We start from the raw sequence: 14,488 nt of genomic DNA, 5'->3' as shown, positions 1-14,488 counted from the left end.
ATGAGTCTTTCTGTCAAGATCGGCAAGGGCAACGCCTACAAGCCCTCCGCCCGTAAGCGCCGCGCGATTCGCGTTCGCAAGCGCGTCACTGGTACCGAGCTGCGTCCGCGCCTCGTAGTGACGCGTTCGAACCGCCACATGGTCGCCCAGGTCATCGACGACGGCAGGGGTCACACCCTGGCGTCGGCGTCCACTCTCGACGTGTCCATCAAGGGCGTCGAGGGCGACAAGACCGAGCTGGCCAAGAAGGTCGGAGCCCTGGTCGCCGAGCGCGCCAAGGCCGCCGGCATCGAGTCGGTCGTCTTCGACCGCGCGGGCAACCGGTACGCAGGCCGCATCGCCGCTCTGGCCGATGCTGCCCGCGAGGCCGGGCTCGACTTCTAAGCCGCTCGTCGGCTCAGTCGACGGACGTAATCGAGAGAGGTAATTCCAATGGCTGGACCCCAGCGCCGCGGTAGCGGCGCCGGCGGCGGCACCGGCGGTGGCGAGCGGCGTGACCGTAAGCGCGACGGCGGCGCCCCCGTCGTCGAGAAGAGCGCATACGTCGAGCGTGTCGTCGCGATCAACCGTGTCGCCAAGGTTGTCAAGGGTGGTCGTCGTTTCAGCTTCACCGCGCTGGTCGTGGTGGGCGACGGTGACGGCACCGTAGGTGTCGGATACGGCAAGGCGAAGGAGGTTCCGGCCGCCATCGCCAAGGGTGTTGAGGAGGCCAAGAAGAACTTCTTCAAGGTCCCCCGTATCCAGGGCACCATCCCTCACCCGATCCAGGGCGAGAAGGCTGCCGGCGTTGTGCTCCTGAAGCCGGCTGCCCCCGGTACCGGCGTTATCGCCGGTGGCCCGGTGCGTGCCGTCCTGGAGTGCGCCGGCATCCACGACATCCTGTCGAAGTCGCTCGGCTCGGACAACGCGATCAACATCGTGCACGCCACGGTTGCCGCTCTGAAGGGCCTCGTGCGCCCCGAGGAGATCGCGGCCCGTCGTGGTCTGCCGCTGGAGGACGTGGCCCCCGCTGCCCTGCTGCGGGCGCGTGCTGCTGGGGTGAGCGCCTGATGGCTCGCCTCAAGATCACGCAGACCAAGTCCTACATCGGTAGCAAGCAGAACCACCGTGACACCCTTCGTTCGCTTGGTCTCAAGCGGATGAACGACGTGGTCGTGAAGGAGGACCGTCCCGAGATCCGCGGGATGGCCCAGACTGTCCGTCACCTCGTCACGGTCGAGGAGGTTGACTGACATGGCGGACTCTCCGCTGAAGGTCCACAACCTGCGTCCCGCCCCGGGTGCCAAGACCGCCAAGACCCGTGTCGGTCGTGGTGAGGCATCCAAGGGTAAGACCGCCGGTCGTGGTACCAAGGGCACCAAGGCCCGCTACCAGGTTCCGCAGCGCTTCGAGGGTGGCCAGATGCCCCTCCACATGCGCCTGCCGAAGCTGAAGGGTTTCAAGAACCCGTTCAAGATCACCTTCCAGGTGGTCAACCTCGACAAGCTGTCCGAGCTCTACCCGCAGGGTGGAGAGGTCACGGTCGAGGACCTGGTCGCCAAGGGCGCGGTTCGCAAGAACTCGCTCGTCAAGGTGCTCGGCACCGGCGACATCTCGGTTGCGCTCCAGGTTTCGGTTGACGCCGTCTCCGGTGCCGCCGCCGAGAAGATCACCGCCGCCGGCGGCACCGTCACCGAGCTCATCTGAGCCCGCTGACTCACGGGCCCCGTACTTCCTGCAAAGGAGGTGCGGGGCCCGCTGCATTTCCCCGCTGTTCTTTTGCACGGCTCTTTCGATCGCCAGAACTCGCGAGCCTTTTGTATGGCAAATCCGGGCAAGCCGTACCCCGTGCGTGGGGGAGGGGCGGCACGCGCTTCTGTCGAGTGGCCACACACTGTTAGAGTCCGTGGAGTTCCCTTGTAGGCTCGCGCGGCTCCGCCTGCGCAGCTCGCGGGGAGCGATACCGCAAACTCCCCCCATCAGGACCGACCCTCCCGCCGACGACGTGCGGGAGGCGCAGGAGGCACCGTGCTCAGTGCGTTCGCGCGGGCGTTCAAGACGCCCGACCTGCGCAAGAAGCTGCTGTTCACGCTGGGCATCATGGTGCTGTTCCGGCTGGGTGCGCACATCCCCGTCCCGGGGGTCAGTTTCCAGGCGGTGAACGCGTGCTTGAAGGACCAGACGTCACAGGGTCTCTTCGGGCTCGTCAACCTGTTCAGCGGTAACGCGCTGCTCCAGCTGACGATCTTCGCGCTCGGCATCATGCCGTACATCACGGCCAGCATCATCCTCCAGCTCCTCACCGTCGTGATCCCGCGACTCGAAGCGCTGAAGAAGGAGGGCCAGGCCGGCACCGCGAAGATCACGCAGTACACCCGCTACCTGACCATCGCCCTCGCCGTGCTCCAGGGCACCGGCATCGTGGCGACCGCGTCCAGCGGCGCGCTCTTCTCCGGCTGTGCCTACGCCAACCAGATCGTCCCGGACACCTCGGTGTTCCGGATCGCCGTCATGGTCATCACGATGACCGCCGGCACCTCGATGATCATGTGGCTGGGCGAGCTGATCACCGACCGCGGCATCGGCAACGGCATGTCCATCCTGATCTTCACCTCCATCGCGGCCGGCTTCCCGGGCTCGATGTGGGCGATCAAGAAGTCGGGCACCATCGGCGGCGGCTGGGTGGAGTTCTTCTCCGTCATCGCGGTCGGCGTGATCGTTGTGATGCTGGTCATCTTCGTGGAGCAGGCCCAGCGCCGGATCCCGGTCCAGTACGCGAAGCGGATGATCGGGCGACGCGCCTTCGGCGGCACCTCGACCTACATCCCGCTCAAGGTCAACCAGGCCGGTGTCATCCCGGTCATCTTCGCCTCGTCCCTGCTGTACATCCCGGCACTGCTGGTCCAGCTGACCAACAGCCAGTCGGGCTGGGCCGGGTGGATCAGGACGAACTTCGTCAAGGGCGATCACCCGCTCTACATGCTGACGTACTTCCTCCTGATCGTTTTCTTCGCCTTCTTCTACGTCGCGATCTCCTTCAACCCCGAAGAAGTTGCCGACAATATGAAGAAGTATGGTGGGTTCATCCCGGGGATCCGGGCCGGCCGACCGACGGCCGAGTACCTGAACTACGTGCTCACCCGCATCACGTGGCCGGGTTCGCTCTACCTGGGCCTGATCGCGTTGATCCCGATGATCGCCCTGGTCGCCTTCGGACAGCAGACCAACTTCCCGTTCGGCGGCACCAGCGTGCTCATCGTCGTCGGCGTCGGACTCGAAACTGTTAAGCAGATCGAGAGCCAACTCCAGCAGCGCAATTACGAAGGGTTCCTCCGCTGATGCGTATCGTCCTCGTCGGGCCTCCCGGGGCCGGGAAGGGTACTCAGGCGCACCTGCTCGCCAAGACCCTCTCCATTCCCCACATCTCCACCGGCGACCTGTTCCGCGCCAACATCGGCCAGCGCACCCAGTTGGGGCTCGAGGCCAAGGGCTACATGGACGCAGGCCACCTGGTACCGGATGAGGTCACCATCGGCATGGCCAAGGACCGCATGGCCCAGCCGGACGCCGCCAACGGCTTCCTGCTCGACGGCTTCCCGCGCAACCTTGTCCAGGCCAAGGCACTCGACGAGATCCTCGCCGAGTGGGGCATCGCCCTCGACGGCGTGCTCGACCTGGAGGTCCCCGAGGACGAGGTCGTCAAGCGCATCGCCGGTCGCCGGCTGTGCCGCAACGACGGCGGCCACGTGTTCCACGTGGACTACAACCCGCCCGCGACCGAGGGTGTCTGCGACGAGTGCGGCGGAGAGCTCTACCAGCGCTCCGACGACACCGAGGACAAGGTCCGGACCCGTCTCGAGGTCTACCACACCGAGACCGAGCCGATCATCGACTACTACGTGCAGCAGGGCCTGGTCGCGACGATCCCGGCCCTCGGCAAGGTCGACGAGGTCACCCAGCGCGCGATCGAGGCGCTGAAGAAGAACGGCTGAACCCCTCGCGGGTGAGCTTGCTTACGTCCGTACGGCCGCGCTGCCCCGCCCGGGGCACCGCGGCCGTACGGCGTCGTACGGTGGTATGAGTGCACGGCCGCCCGGCAAGGACCGGGCGGCGACCAATGGGAAGGCGTGGCCAGATGGTGGAGATCAAGACCCCCGAGCAGATCGCGAAGATGCGGGTGGCCGGGCTGGTCGTGGCCGAGGCGCTGAAGGCGGCCCGTGCGGCGGTGGTGCCCGGGGTGAGCACCCAGGAGCTCAACGACGTCGCGGCCAAGGTGATCGCCGACCACGGTGCCACCTCCAACTTCCGCGCCCACCACGGCGGCCTCTGGTTCCCGGGGGTGATCTGCGCCTCGGTGAACAACGAGGTCGTGCACGGCATCCCGGGCGACCGGGTGCTGGTGGAGGGGGACGTCATCTCCATCGACTGCGGCGCGATCGTGGACGGCTGGCACGGCGACGCGGCCATCACGGTGGCGGTGGGCGAGGTCCGCCCCGAGGTCGAGATGCTGAGCCGGGTCACCGAGGGCTCGATGTGGGCCGGCATCGCCCAGATGAAGAAGAACAACCGGCTGGCCGACGTCTCCAAGGCGATCGAGGGCTACATCCGCCGCCAGCCGCTCCCGCCCAAGGGCAAGTGGGGCATCACCGAGGGCTACGGCGGCCACGGCATCGGCACCGCGATGCACATGGAGCCGCACGTGCTGAACTACGTCGAGCGCGGGCGCGGCAAGGGCCCCAAGCTCGTCCCCGGCACCGTGCTGGCCATCGAGCCGATGGTCTCGCTCGGCACCCCGCACACCAACGTGCTGGAGGACGACTGGACGGTCGTCACCAACGACGGCACCTGGGCCTCGCACTGGGAGCACTCGGTGGCCGTCACCGAACAGGGCCCGCTGGTGCTGACCGCCTTCGACGGCGGCCGGGCCGAGCTGGCGAAGCTGGGGATCACCGCGGCGCCGGACCCGCTGGGCTGACCTGCCCGGTCTTCCGCTGACGAAGACTCAAAGCCCGGAAGCACTGCTTCCGGGCTTTTTGTCCTTTTTCCTACCAGCCGAACATTCGCTATGCTCCCTGGCTGACCACGACACGTACAAAGGGGACTGCGGTGCTCAAGGGCTTCCGAGATTTCATGATGCGCGGCAACGTCATCGACATGGCCGTCGGTGTCGTGATCGGTGCGGCGTTCACCGGTGTGGTGACCGGCTTCGTGTCGGCCTTCCTCACGCCGCTGGTGGGCGTCGTCGTCGGCGCGGCCGGCGACTTCAGCACGTACAGGTTCGCCGTCGCGGGGGTGACCTTCCCGTACGGGCAGTTCCTCAACGTGCTGATCGCGTTCGTGATGACCGCCGCGGTGCTGTACTTCTGCGTCGTGCTGCCCGTGACGAAGGCCACGGCCCGCTACATGCCGAGGCCGGTCAAGGCGCCGAAGCGCCCGTGCCCCGAGTGCCTGAGCGAGATCCCCCAGGCCGCGCGCCGCTGCGCGGCCTGCACGGCGGAGGTCGAGCCGCTCGTCGTCGTCGCCCAGCGGTGAGTCCTGTTTTGGCCGTACCCGCGCTACTGGCGTAGGATGGACCGTCGGCTCACTCGTAGCGTGCTTCAGCACGCCCTCTTCCCCTCCGGGGGTCGGGGTGAACCCAGGTTCGCACGAGCGTGCCGCATACGGTAGCCGGTCCCGGAAGGTGGATCTCGCAGTTCATGGCAAAGAAGCAAGGCGCCATTGAGATCGAGGGCACCGTGATCGAGTCTCTCCCGAACGCCATGTTCAAGGTTGAGCTGCAGAACGGTCACAAGGTCCTCGCGCACATCAGCGGAAAGATGCGGATGCACTACATCCGCATCCTCCCGGACGACCGGGTCGTGGTGGAGCTCAGCCCCTACGACCTGACGCGCGGCCGGATCGTCTACCGCTACAAGTAAGTATTCGTCAGATCTAGACCCGGAGAACCTGAACCATGAAGGTCAAGCCGAGCGTCAAGAAGATCTGCGACAAGTGCAAGGTGATCCGCCGCCACGGTCGGGTCATGGTGATCTGCGACAACCTGCGTCACAAGCAGCGCCAGGGCTGATCCAGCCCCAGCATTTCTCGTACGTCTTTGCGTGAACACTGCTTCGCGCGACGCGCCATACGTCATACACGGGCAGCCCGATCCGTTCCCCCGGGGACGGACTGCCACCCCCGGTCAGAGGCCGGGGCTCCCACATCGTGAGATGTCGGAGAGGCCGCCTGTCAGACCTCTGAAGAACCACAGGAGCCACATCAATGGCACGCCTCGCAGGCGTTGATCTCCCCCGCGAAAAGCGGATCGAGATCGCCCTCACCTACATCTACGGCATCGGTCTCACCCGGTCCCAGCAGACGCTGGCCGAGACCGGCGTCAACCCGGACGTCCGCGTCCGTGACCTCTCCGAGGAAGACCTCGTCAAGCTTCGCGAGTGGGTCGACGCGAACTACAAGGTCGAGGGTGACCTCCGCCGTGAGGTTGCTGCCGACATCCGCCGCAAGGTCGAGATCGGCTGCTACGAGGGTCTGCGTCACCGCCGTGGCCTCCCGGTCCGCGGTCAGCGCACCCACACCAACGCGCGTACCCGCAAGGGCCCGCGTCGCGCGATTGCCGGCAAGAAGAAGCCGGGCAAGAAGTAGTCCGCGCCCCACAACCGGACTTCCCTCCGGCCCGCGGGTTAGCGGACCGATCACCTCAGTAGGAGAAACAGACTTATGCCCCCCAAGGGTCGTCAGGCTGCCGGCGCCAAGAAGGTGCGCCGCAAGGAGAAGAAGAACGTCGCCCACGGGCACGCTCACATCAAGAGCACGTTCAACAACACGATCGTTTCGATCACCGACCCCGCGGGCAACGTGATTTCCTGGGCCTCTGCCGGCCACGTCGGCTTCAAGGGCTCGCGCAAGTCCACCCCGTTCGCCGCGCAGATGGCCGCCGAGGCCGCTGCCCGTCGCGCGCAGGAGCACGGCATGCGCAAGGTCGACGTCTTCGTGAAGGGTCCCGGCTCCGGCCGCGAGACCGCGATCCGCTCGCTCCAGGCCACCGGCCTGGAGGTCGGTTCGATCCAGGACGTCACCCCCACCCCGCACAACGGCTGCCGCCCGCCGAAGCGCCGCCGCGTCTGACCCGTCGGTCGCCCCCCGGGAGCGACTACGGGTACGGGTGTCTGCTGTAACGGCGTACGGGGTCCTGTTCATCACGGGACCCCGTACGCTGGTTCTGTTCGGCATCAAATAGTGGGTGCCGAAGACAACTGGAGGATCTGAAAACATGCTGATCGCTCAGCGCCCCTCGCTGACCGAAGAGGTCGTCGACGAGTTCCGCTCGCGGTTCGTTATCGAGCCGCTGGAGCCGGGCTTCGGCTACACCCTCGGCAACTCGCTCCGCCGCACGCTTCTCTCCTCGATCCCCGGCGCCGCTGTCACCAGCATCCGCGTCGACGGTGTCCTGCACGAGTTCACCACCGTGCCGGGCGTCAAGGAGGACGTCACCGACCTCATCCTCAACATCAAGCAGCTGGTCGTCTCCTCGGAGCACGACGAGCCGGTCGTGATGTACCTGCGCAAGCAGGGCCCGGGTGTGGTCACCGCCGCCGACATCGCGCCCCCGGCCGGTGTCGAGGTGCACAACCCCGAGCTGGTTCTCGCCACGCTCAACGGCAAGGGCAAGCTGGAGATGGAGCTGACCGTCGAGCGCGGTCGTGGCTACGTCTCCGCCGTCCAGAACAAGGCCTCCGGCCAGGAGATCGGCCGCATCCCGGTCGACTCGATCTACAGCCCCGTGCTGAAGGTCACCTACAAGGTCGAGGCCACCCGTGTCGAGCAGCGGACCGACTTCGACAAGCTCATCGTCGACGTCGAGACCAAGCCCGCCATGCGCCCGCGTGACGCCATGGCCTCGGCCGGCAAGACCCTGGTGGAGCTGTTCGGTCTCGCCCGCGAGCTGAACATCGACGCCGAGGGCATCGACATGGGCCCGTCCCCGACGGACGCCGCCCTGGCCGCCGACCTGGCGCTGCCGATCGAGGAGCTTGAGCTCACCGTTCGGTCGTACAACTGCCTCAAGCGCGAGGGCATCCACACCGTGGGTGAGCTCGTCGCCCGCTCCGAGGCCGACCTGCTCGACATCCGCAACTTCGGTGCGAAGTCGATCGACGAGGTCAAGGCGAAGCTGGCCGGCATGGGCCTGGCCCTCAAGGACAGCCCGCCCGGATTCGACCCGACCGCCGCCGCCGACGCCTTCGGCGCCGACGACCTGGACGACGCGGGTTACGCGGAGACCGAGCAGTACTGATTTTGGACGGGGGCGGCCCTCGGGTCGCCCCCTGTTCGCTGGAGGAAAGCCGTCCGGGCAACAGTGCCCGGCCGCCCGTTCCGGTACCTGACACGGCCGGATTCGGAGATACAAGGAGCTACCATGCCCCGTCCCACGAAGGGTGCCCGCCTCGGCGGTGGCCCGCACCACGAGCCGCTGCTGCTCGCCGGCCTGTGCCGCGAGCTGTTCACCTACGGCCGCATCACCACGACCGAGGCCAAGGCCCGTCGGATGCGCCCGCTGGCCGAGCGCCTGATCACCAAGGCGAAGGTCGGTGACATCCACAACCGTCGCATCGTCCGCAAGACGATCACCGACATCTCCGTGCTGCACACCCTCTTCACCGAGATCGCGCCGCGCTACGAGAACCGCCCCGGTGGCTACACCCGCATCACCAAGATCGGTCCCCGTCGTGGCGACAACGCCCCGATGGCCGTGATCGAGCTGGTCGAGGCCCTGACCGTCGCGCAGACCGCCGTCGGCGAGGCCGAGGGTGCCACCAAGCGCGCCGTCAAGGAGGCCGACCAGGCCGCCGAGACCAAGGCTGACGAGACCAAGGCCGACGAGACCCCCGAGGTCGAGACCGCCTGACACCCTCCGGTGTGAGTCCGGGCCCGTTCTCCCAGCGCTGCTGGGGGAGCGGGCCCGTTCCTCTGTCCTGACCCGGCCCGACGGGAGGAGTAGCAGTGCCCAAGGAATGTGCCGAGACCGCGGCCCCGCGGCGGGAGGGCCCCGCCGAGGGGACCGTCCGGATCCGGCTCGACCTGTCGTACCACGGCGGCGAGTTCTCCGGCTGGGCCCGCCAGCCCGGGCGGCGCACCGTGCAGGAGGAGGTCGAGAGCGCGCTGCGGATCGTCACCCGCAGCGAGGAGACGTACGACCTCACGGTCGCCGGGCGGACCGACGCGGGCGTCCACGCGCGCGGCCAGGTCGCGCACGTGGACCTGCCGGCCGGGCTGTGGACCGCGCACCGCGAGATGCTGCTGCGCAGGCTCGCAGGCCGGCTGCCCGGGGACATCCGGATCCACCACATCGGCGAGGCGCCGAGCGGCTTCGACGCCCGCTTCGCGGCGATCTGGCGCCGCTACGCCTACCGGGTGGCCGACCACCCCGGCGGGGTGGACCCGCTGCTGCGCGGGCACGTGCTGTGGCACGACCGCCCGCTCGACGTCGACCGGATGAACGAGGCCGCGAAGCTGCTGCTCGGCGAGCACGACTTCGCCGCGTACTGCAAGAAGCGCGAGGGCGCGACGACCATCCGCACCCTGCTCGACCTGTACTGGGAGCGGGTGCCGGCCGACAGCCACACCGCCGGCGTGGCGGGCTCGCTGGCCGTCGCCACCGTCCGGGCGGACGCGTTCTGCCACAACATGGTGCGGGCCCTGGTGGGCTCGATGCTGCTGGTGGGCGACGGGCACCGGCCGGTGGAGTTCCCCGGCGAGGTGCTGGCCGGCGGGGTGCGCCACTCCGCGGTCAACGTGATCCGGCCGTACGGACTGACGCTGGAGGAGGTCGGCTACCCGGCCGACGAGCTGCTGGCCGAGCGCAACCGGACGGCCCGCCGGATGCGGACCCTGCCGGGGCAGCCGCCGCAGGGGCAGCAGGCCGAGGGCTGAGACGGCCGCTCTAATCCGTTTGGGCCTGGAGCCCTTCTCTTGGCAAAATCCGCCATATGGGACACGTCGAGATTTCACACCTTGAGTACTACCTGCCGGACGGGCGGGTGTTGTTCGACGACGCGTCCTTCCGGGTGGGGGAGGGCTCCGCGGTCGCCCTGGTGGGCGCCAACGGGGCCGGCAAGACCACCCTGCTGCGCATGATCGCCGGTGACATCCAGGCCCACGGCGGCAGCGTCACGGTCAGCGGCGGGCTGGGCGTGATGCGCCAGTTCGTCGGCACCACCGGCCGGGAGGACCAGCGCGACACCCCGGGCGCGCTGCCCGCCGACGCCTCCGTACGGGACCTGCTGGTGTCCGTCGCGCCGCCCAGGATCGCCGTCGCCGCCAAGGCGGTGGACGCCGCCGAGCTGGCGATGATGGCGCAGGACGACGAGAAGACCCAGATGGCGTACGCGCAGGCGCTCTCCGACTGGGCCGACGCCGACGGCTACGACTACGAGACGGTCTGGGACGTCTGCACCATGGCGGCCCTCGGCCTGCCCTTCGACCGGGCGCAGTTCCGCGGCCTCAACACGCTCTCCGGGGGCGAGCAGAAACGGCTGGTGCTGGAGGCGCTGCTGCGCGGCCCGGAGGAGGTCCTGCTGCTGGACGAGCCGGACAACTACCTGGACGTCCCCGGCAAGCGCTGGCTGGAGGAGGCCGTCAAGGCGACCTCCAAGACCGTGCTGTTCATCTCGCACGACCGCGAGCTGCTGTCCCGGACGGCCGAGAAGATCATCGCGGTCGAGTCCGGCGCCACCGGCAGCAGCGTCTGGGTGCACGGCGGCGGCTTCGACACCTTCCACGAGGCCCGCAAGGCCCGCTTCGCGCGCTTCGAGGAGCTCGGGCGGCGCTGGGACGAGGAGCACGCCAAGCTCAAGAAGCTCGTCGTCACGCTCCGCCAGGCGGCCTCGATCAGCCACGCCCTCGCCACCCGCTACGCGGCCGCCCAGACCCGGCTGAAGAAGTTCGAGGAGGCCGGCCGGCCGGAGGAGCCGCCGCGCGAGCAGTCCATCAGCATGCGGCTCAAGGGCGGGCGCACCGGTGTGCGCGCCGTCACCCTGGAGCAGCTGGAGCTGACCGGCCTGATGAAGCCGTTCGACCTGGAGGTCTACTACGGCGAGCGGGTCGCCGTGCTCGGCTCCAACGGCTCCGGCAAGTCGCACTTCCTGCGGCTGCTGGCCGGCGACGGGAGCGTCGCGCACAAGGGCAGCTGGAAGCTCGGCGCGCGGGTGGTGCCAGGCCACTTCCGGCAGACCCACGCGCACCCCGAGCTGTTCGGGCGCACCGTCCGCTCGATCGTCGAGGAGGAGCACGCGCTCAGCCGCAGCGCCGCGATGGGGGCGCTGCGCCGCTACGAGCTGGACCGCCAGGAGGAGCAGCGCTTCGAGTCGCTGTCCGGCGGCCAGCAGGCCCGCCTGATGATCCTCAAGCTCGAACTCTCCGGTGTGACGGCACTGTTGCTCGACGAGCCGACGGACAACCTCGACCTGGAGAGCGCCGAGGCACTCCAGGAGGGCCTGGAGGCGTTCGACGGCACCGTGTTGTGCGTCACACACGACCGCTGGTTCGCCCGGACCTTCGACCGGTTCCTGGTGTTCGGCTCCGACGGCCGGGTCTACGAGGCTCCCGAGCCGGTCTGGGACGAGGCGCGGGTCGTCCGCGACCGTTAGCCGTATCCGGCCGTCACCCCCTCCCGCCTGGGCCGATTGCCCGGATGCCGTCCTCGGGAGGGTGGCGGCCGGTGGGCGTTTTTGACCCCCACCGGTGTGCCCGGTAGGCTGGGCGCTTGTTGTGCGTATTGGCTCGCTCCATCTCACGTGAGAGGTCGGTACGCCGGAGACACCCGGCCGATGATCAGCGGCTCCCCTTGAATTGCGTCCAAGGTGTGCCTGGCTGTTCTGTTCGTACAGGTGCTCCTGTCAGGACTCACTCACTGAAAAGCGAAGGCTACGACCGTGCGTACGTACAGCCCCAAGCCCGGCGACGTCCAGCGTCAGTGGCACGTCATCGACGCGACCGACGTCGTGCTCGGCCGCCTGGCCTCCCAGGCCGCCAACCTCCTCCGGGGCAAGCACAAGGCGATCTACGCGCCGCACGTTGACACTGGTGACTTCGTCATCATCATCAACGCGGACAAGGTGCACCTGTCGGGTAACAAGAAGACCCAGAAGCTGGCCTACCGCCACAGCGGTTTCCCGGGCGGTCTCCGCTCGGTGCGCTACGACGACCTCCTGGACAAGAACCCGGAGAAGGCCGTCGAGAAGGCCATCAAGGGCATGATCCCGAAGAACACCCTGGGCCGCCAGATGCTCTCGAAGCTGAAGGTCTACTCGGGCGACCAGCACCCGCACTCTGCCCAGCAGCCGGTGCCGTTCGAGATCACCCAGGTCGCGCAGCAGTAAGTCCGGCCACCAAAACCCCATCACTAGCAGGAGCTGAGGAACACCGTGGCCGAGACCACTGAAACCACCGAGACCCTCGAGGTCGACTTCGACGAGACCGCCGTCGAGGAGTTCACCTCGGAGGAGAGCTACACCTCCGAGTCGCTCGCCGGCCGCTTCGGCGAGGCCATCCCGGGCGCCGGCCTCGGCCGTCGCAAGGAGGCGATCGCCCGCGTGCGCATCGTCCCCGGCACCGGTCAGTGGAAGATCAACGGTCGCACCCTGGAGAACTACTTCCCCAACAAGGTGCACCAGCAGACCGTCAACGAGCCGTTCAAGCTTCTTGAGCTCGACGGCCGCTACGACGTCGTCTCCCGCATCTCGGGTGGCGGCGTCTCCGGTCAGGCCTACGCGCTGCGCCTCGGCGTCGCCCGTGCCCTGAACGAGGCCGACGTGGACAACAACCGCGCCGCCCTGAAGAAGGCCGGCTTCCTGATGCGTGACTCGCGTGCCGTCGAGCGCAAGAAGGCCGGTCTCAAGAAGGCCCGTAAGGCCCCGCAGTACAGCAAGCGCTAGTCGCGCCCCGGGGGGAGCGCAGCGCCCTGGTGGTGCGCTCCCCCTGGAAAGCGCTCATACGCCCCGGAGTACCTCGTGTACTCCGGGGCGTCGTGCTCCCCGGCCGTTGTGCGGCGGCCGGGGATTCGACCGGATTACTGCCAGTAGCGGCGATGGAGGACAGGACTGTGGGACGACTCTTCGGTACGGACGGCGTACGCGGTGTGGCCAACGAGGGCCTGACGGCCGAACTGGCCCTCGGCCTCTCGGTGGCGGCCGCGCATGTTCTCGGTGATGCGGGCGCGTTCGACGGGCACCGTCCGGTCGCCGTCGTCGGCCGCGACCCCCGGGCGTCCGGCGAGTTCCTGGAGGCGGCGGTCATCGCCGGGCTGGCCGGCGCGGGCGTCGACGTCCTGCGGGTCGGTGTGCTCCCCACCCCCGCTGTGGCCTATCTCACCGGCGCGCTCGGCGCCGACCTCGGCGTGATGCTCTCCGCCAGCCACAACGCGATGCCCGACAACGGCATCAAGTTCCTCGCCCGCGGCGGCCACAAGCTGGACGACCGGATCGAGGACGCCATCGAGGCGCACTACCACCGCTACCGGGACGGCGCCGGGGAGTCCTGGAAGCGCCCGACCGGCGCGGCGGTCGGCCGGGTCCGCGAGTACACCGAGGGCTTCGACAAGTACGTCGCCCACCTGATCGGCGTGCTGCCCAACCGCCTGGACGGCGTGAAGGTCGTCATCGACGGCGCGCACGGCGCGGCCGCCTACGTCGCCCCCGAGGCGTTCGCGCGGGCCGGGGCCGAGGTCGTCCACACCCTCGGCGCCGAACCGACCGGCCTCAACATCAACGACGGCGTCGGCTCCACCCACCTGGACAAGCTGCGCGCCGCGATGACCGAGCACCGCGCCGACCTGGGCATCGCCCTCGACGGCGACGCCGACCGCTGCCTGGCCGCCGACGCCGACGGCAACGAGGTGGACGGCGACCAGATCATCGCCATCCTGGCCGTCGCCATGCGGGAGGCCGGCACGCTGCGCGGCAACACCGCCGTCGCCACCGTGATGTCCAACCTGGGCTTCAAGCTGGCGATGGAGCGCGAGGGCATCGACCTCGTCCAGACGGCGGTCGGCGACCGCTACGTCCTGGAGGAGATGAAGGAGCACGGGTTCGCGCTGGGCGGCGAGCAGTCCGGGCACGTCATCCTGCTCGATCACGCCACCACCGGTGACGGCACCCTGACCGGCCTGATGCTGGGTGCGCGCCTCGCGGCCACCAAGCAGCCGCTGGCCGACCTCGCGGCCGTGATGACCCGGCTGCCGCAGCTGCTGATCAACGTCAAGGGCGTCGACAAGAGCCGGGTCGACACCTGCGCCGAGCTGACCGCGGCCGTCGCCGAGGCCGAGGCGGAGCTCGGTGCGACCGGGCGGGTGCTGCTGCGCCCCTCCGGCACCGAGCCGCTGGTGCGGGTGATGGTCGAGGCCGCCGACCAGGTGCAGGCGAAGGCCGTCGCGGAGCGGCTGGCCGAGGCCGTGCGCACCCACCTGGGCTGACCGTCCGTCACCGTCGGCGCCCCCTCCGGATTGCTCCGGAGC

19 protein-coding genes are annotated in these 14,488 nt (G+C 68.6%); all 19 read left to right on the top strand.

Annotation, left to right across the window (positions count from 1 at the left end; all coding sequences use genetic code 11):
* The 19 genes from rplR (at position 1) to glmM (ending at position 14,446) form a co-directional block, all read left to right on the top strand.
* Positions 1 to 384, top strand: coding sequence for a 50S ribosomal protein L18 (gene rplR / locus ACFUK0_RS27810; RefSeq protein ID WP_380254937.1), 384 nt, complete (start codon positions 1 to 3; stop codon positions 382 to 384).
* A gap of 48 nt (positions 385 to 432) precedes the next feature.
* On the top strand, positions 433 to 1,050 hold the full coding sequence (gene rpsE, locus ACFUK0_RS27805) for a 30S ribosomal protein S5 (protein WP_073924297.1): 618 nt from the start codon (positions 433 to 435) through the stop codon (positions 1,048 to 1,050).
* A complete protein-coding gene (gene rpmD / locus ACFUK0_RS27800) occupies positions 1,050 to 1,232 on the top strand; it encodes a 50S ribosomal protein L30 (protein WP_073924296.1) in 183 nt (60 codons plus the stop codon). Before rpsE ends, rpmD begins: the two co-directional genes overlap by 1 nt.
* 1 nt (position 1,233) lies before the next feature.
* The gene (gene rplO, locus ACFUK0_RS27795; RefSeq protein ID WP_380254934.1) at positions 1,234 to 1,686 is read left to right on the top strand and encodes a 50S ribosomal protein L15; all 453 of its coding nucleotides are present in this window, start codon (positions 1,234 to 1,236) and stop codon (positions 1,684 to 1,686) included.
* A gap of 321 nt (positions 1,687 to 2,007) precedes the next feature.
* On the top strand, positions 2,008 to 3,318 hold the full coding sequence (secY, locus tag ACFUK0_RS27790) for a preprotein translocase subunit SecY (RefSeq protein WP_380254932.1): 1,311 nt from the start codon (positions 2,008 to 2,010) through the stop codon (positions 3,316 to 3,318).
* Complete coding sequence (locus tag ACFUK0_RS27785) at positions 3,318 to 3,971, top strand: adenylate kinase (protein WP_380254930.1); 654 nt, start codon at positions 3,318 to 3,320, stop codon at positions 3,969 to 3,971. Before secY ends, ACFUK0_RS27785 begins: the two co-directional genes overlap by 1 nt.
* A gap of 143 nt (positions 3,972 to 4,114) precedes the next feature.
* Positions 4,115 to 4,954, top strand: a complete 840-nt coding sequence (gene map, locus ACFUK0_RS27780) for a type I methionyl aminopeptidase (protein WP_380254928.1) — start codon at positions 4,115 to 4,117, stop codon at positions 4,952 to 4,954.
* Between the two features lie 131 nt (positions 4,955 to 5,085).
* The gene (gene mscL / locus ACFUK0_RS27775; protein WP_380254926.1) at positions 5,086 to 5,511 is read left to right on the top strand and encodes a large conductance mechanosensitive channel protein MscL; all 426 of its coding nucleotides are present in this window, start codon (positions 5,086 to 5,088) and stop codon (positions 5,509 to 5,511) included.
* A gap of 164 nt (positions 5,512 to 5,675) precedes the next feature.
* Positions 5,676 to 5,897, top strand: a complete 222-nt coding sequence (infA, locus tag ACFUK0_RS27770; protein ID WP_003956442.1) for a translation initiation factor IF-1 — start codon at positions 5,676 to 5,678, stop codon at positions 5,895 to 5,897.
* 35 nt (positions 5,898 to 5,932) lie between these two features.
* Positions 5,933 to 6,046, top strand: coding sequence for a 50S ribosomal protein L36 (rpmJ, locus tag ACFUK0_RS27765; RefSeq protein WP_003956441.1), 114 nt, complete (start codon positions 5,933 to 5,935; stop codon positions 6,044 to 6,046).
* 194 nt (positions 6,047 to 6,240) lie between these two features.
* Positions 6,241 to 6,621: a 30S ribosomal protein S13 gene (gene rpsM, locus ACFUK0_RS27760; protein ID WP_380254924.1), complete on the top strand. Its 381-nt coding sequence runs from the start codon at positions 6,241 to 6,243 to the stop codon at positions 6,619 to 6,621.
* A 75-nt stretch (positions 6,622 to 6,696) separates the two neighbouring features.
* Entirely contained in the window at positions 6,697 to 7,104 is a 408-nt protein-coding gene (gene rpsK / locus ACFUK0_RS27755) for a 30S ribosomal protein S11 (RefSeq protein ID WP_035800872.1), read from the top strand.
* 145 nt (positions 7,105 to 7,249) lie between these two features.
* Positions 7,250 to 8,272: a DNA-directed RNA polymerase subunit alpha gene (locus ACFUK0_RS27750; protein WP_030232516.1), complete on the top strand. Its 1,023-nt coding sequence runs from the start codon at positions 7,250 to 7,252 to the stop codon at positions 8,270 to 8,272.
* Between the two features lie 123 nt (positions 8,273 to 8,395).
* Positions 8,396 to 8,884, top strand: coding sequence for a 50S ribosomal protein L17 (gene rplQ, locus ACFUK0_RS27745; protein WP_380254921.1), 489 nt, complete (start codon positions 8,396 to 8,398; stop codon positions 8,882 to 8,884).
* Between the two features lie 95 nt (positions 8,885 to 8,979).
* On the top strand, positions 8,980 to 9,909 hold the full coding sequence (gene truA / locus ACFUK0_RS27740) for a tRNA pseudouridine(38-40) synthase TruA (RefSeq protein ID WP_380254919.1): 930 nt from the start codon (positions 8,980 to 8,982) through the stop codon (positions 9,907 to 9,909).
* Between the two features lie 56 nt (positions 9,910 to 9,965).
* The gene (locus ACFUK0_RS27735; protein ID WP_380254917.1) at positions 9,966 to 11,624 is read left to right on the top strand and encodes an ABC-F family ATP-binding cassette domain-containing protein; all 1,659 of its coding nucleotides are present in this window, start codon (positions 9,966 to 9,968) and stop codon (positions 11,622 to 11,624) included.
* A 285-nt stretch (positions 11,625 to 11,909) separates the two neighbouring features.
* A complete protein-coding gene (rplM, locus tag ACFUK0_RS27730; RefSeq protein ID WP_380254915.1) occupies positions 11,910 to 12,356 on the top strand; it encodes a 50S ribosomal protein L13 in 447 nt (148 codons plus the stop codon).
* A gap of 45 nt (positions 12,357 to 12,401) precedes the next feature.
* Positions 12,402 to 12,911: a 30S ribosomal protein S9 gene (gene rpsI / locus ACFUK0_RS27725; protein ID WP_380254913.1), complete on the top strand. Its 510-nt coding sequence runs from the start codon at positions 12,402 to 12,404 to the stop codon at positions 12,909 to 12,911.
* 167 nt (positions 12,912 to 13,078) lie between these two features.
* On the top strand, positions 13,079 to 14,446 hold the full coding sequence (gene glmM / locus ACFUK0_RS27720; protein ID WP_380254911.1) for a phosphoglucosamine mutase: 1,368 nt from the start codon (positions 13,079 to 13,081) through the stop codon (positions 14,444 to 14,446).
* The last annotated feature ends 42 nt before the right edge of the window (positions 14,447 to 14,488 follow it).

The organism is Kitasatospora sp. NPDC057223, assembly GCF_042669755.1.
Classification (GTDB): Bacteria; Actinomycetota; Actinomycetes; order Streptomycetales; family Streptomycetaceae; genus Kitasatospora.
The sequence above is the reverse complement of the archived record's forward strand: the minus strand, read 5'-3'. Positions and strand labels throughout refer to the sequence as shown.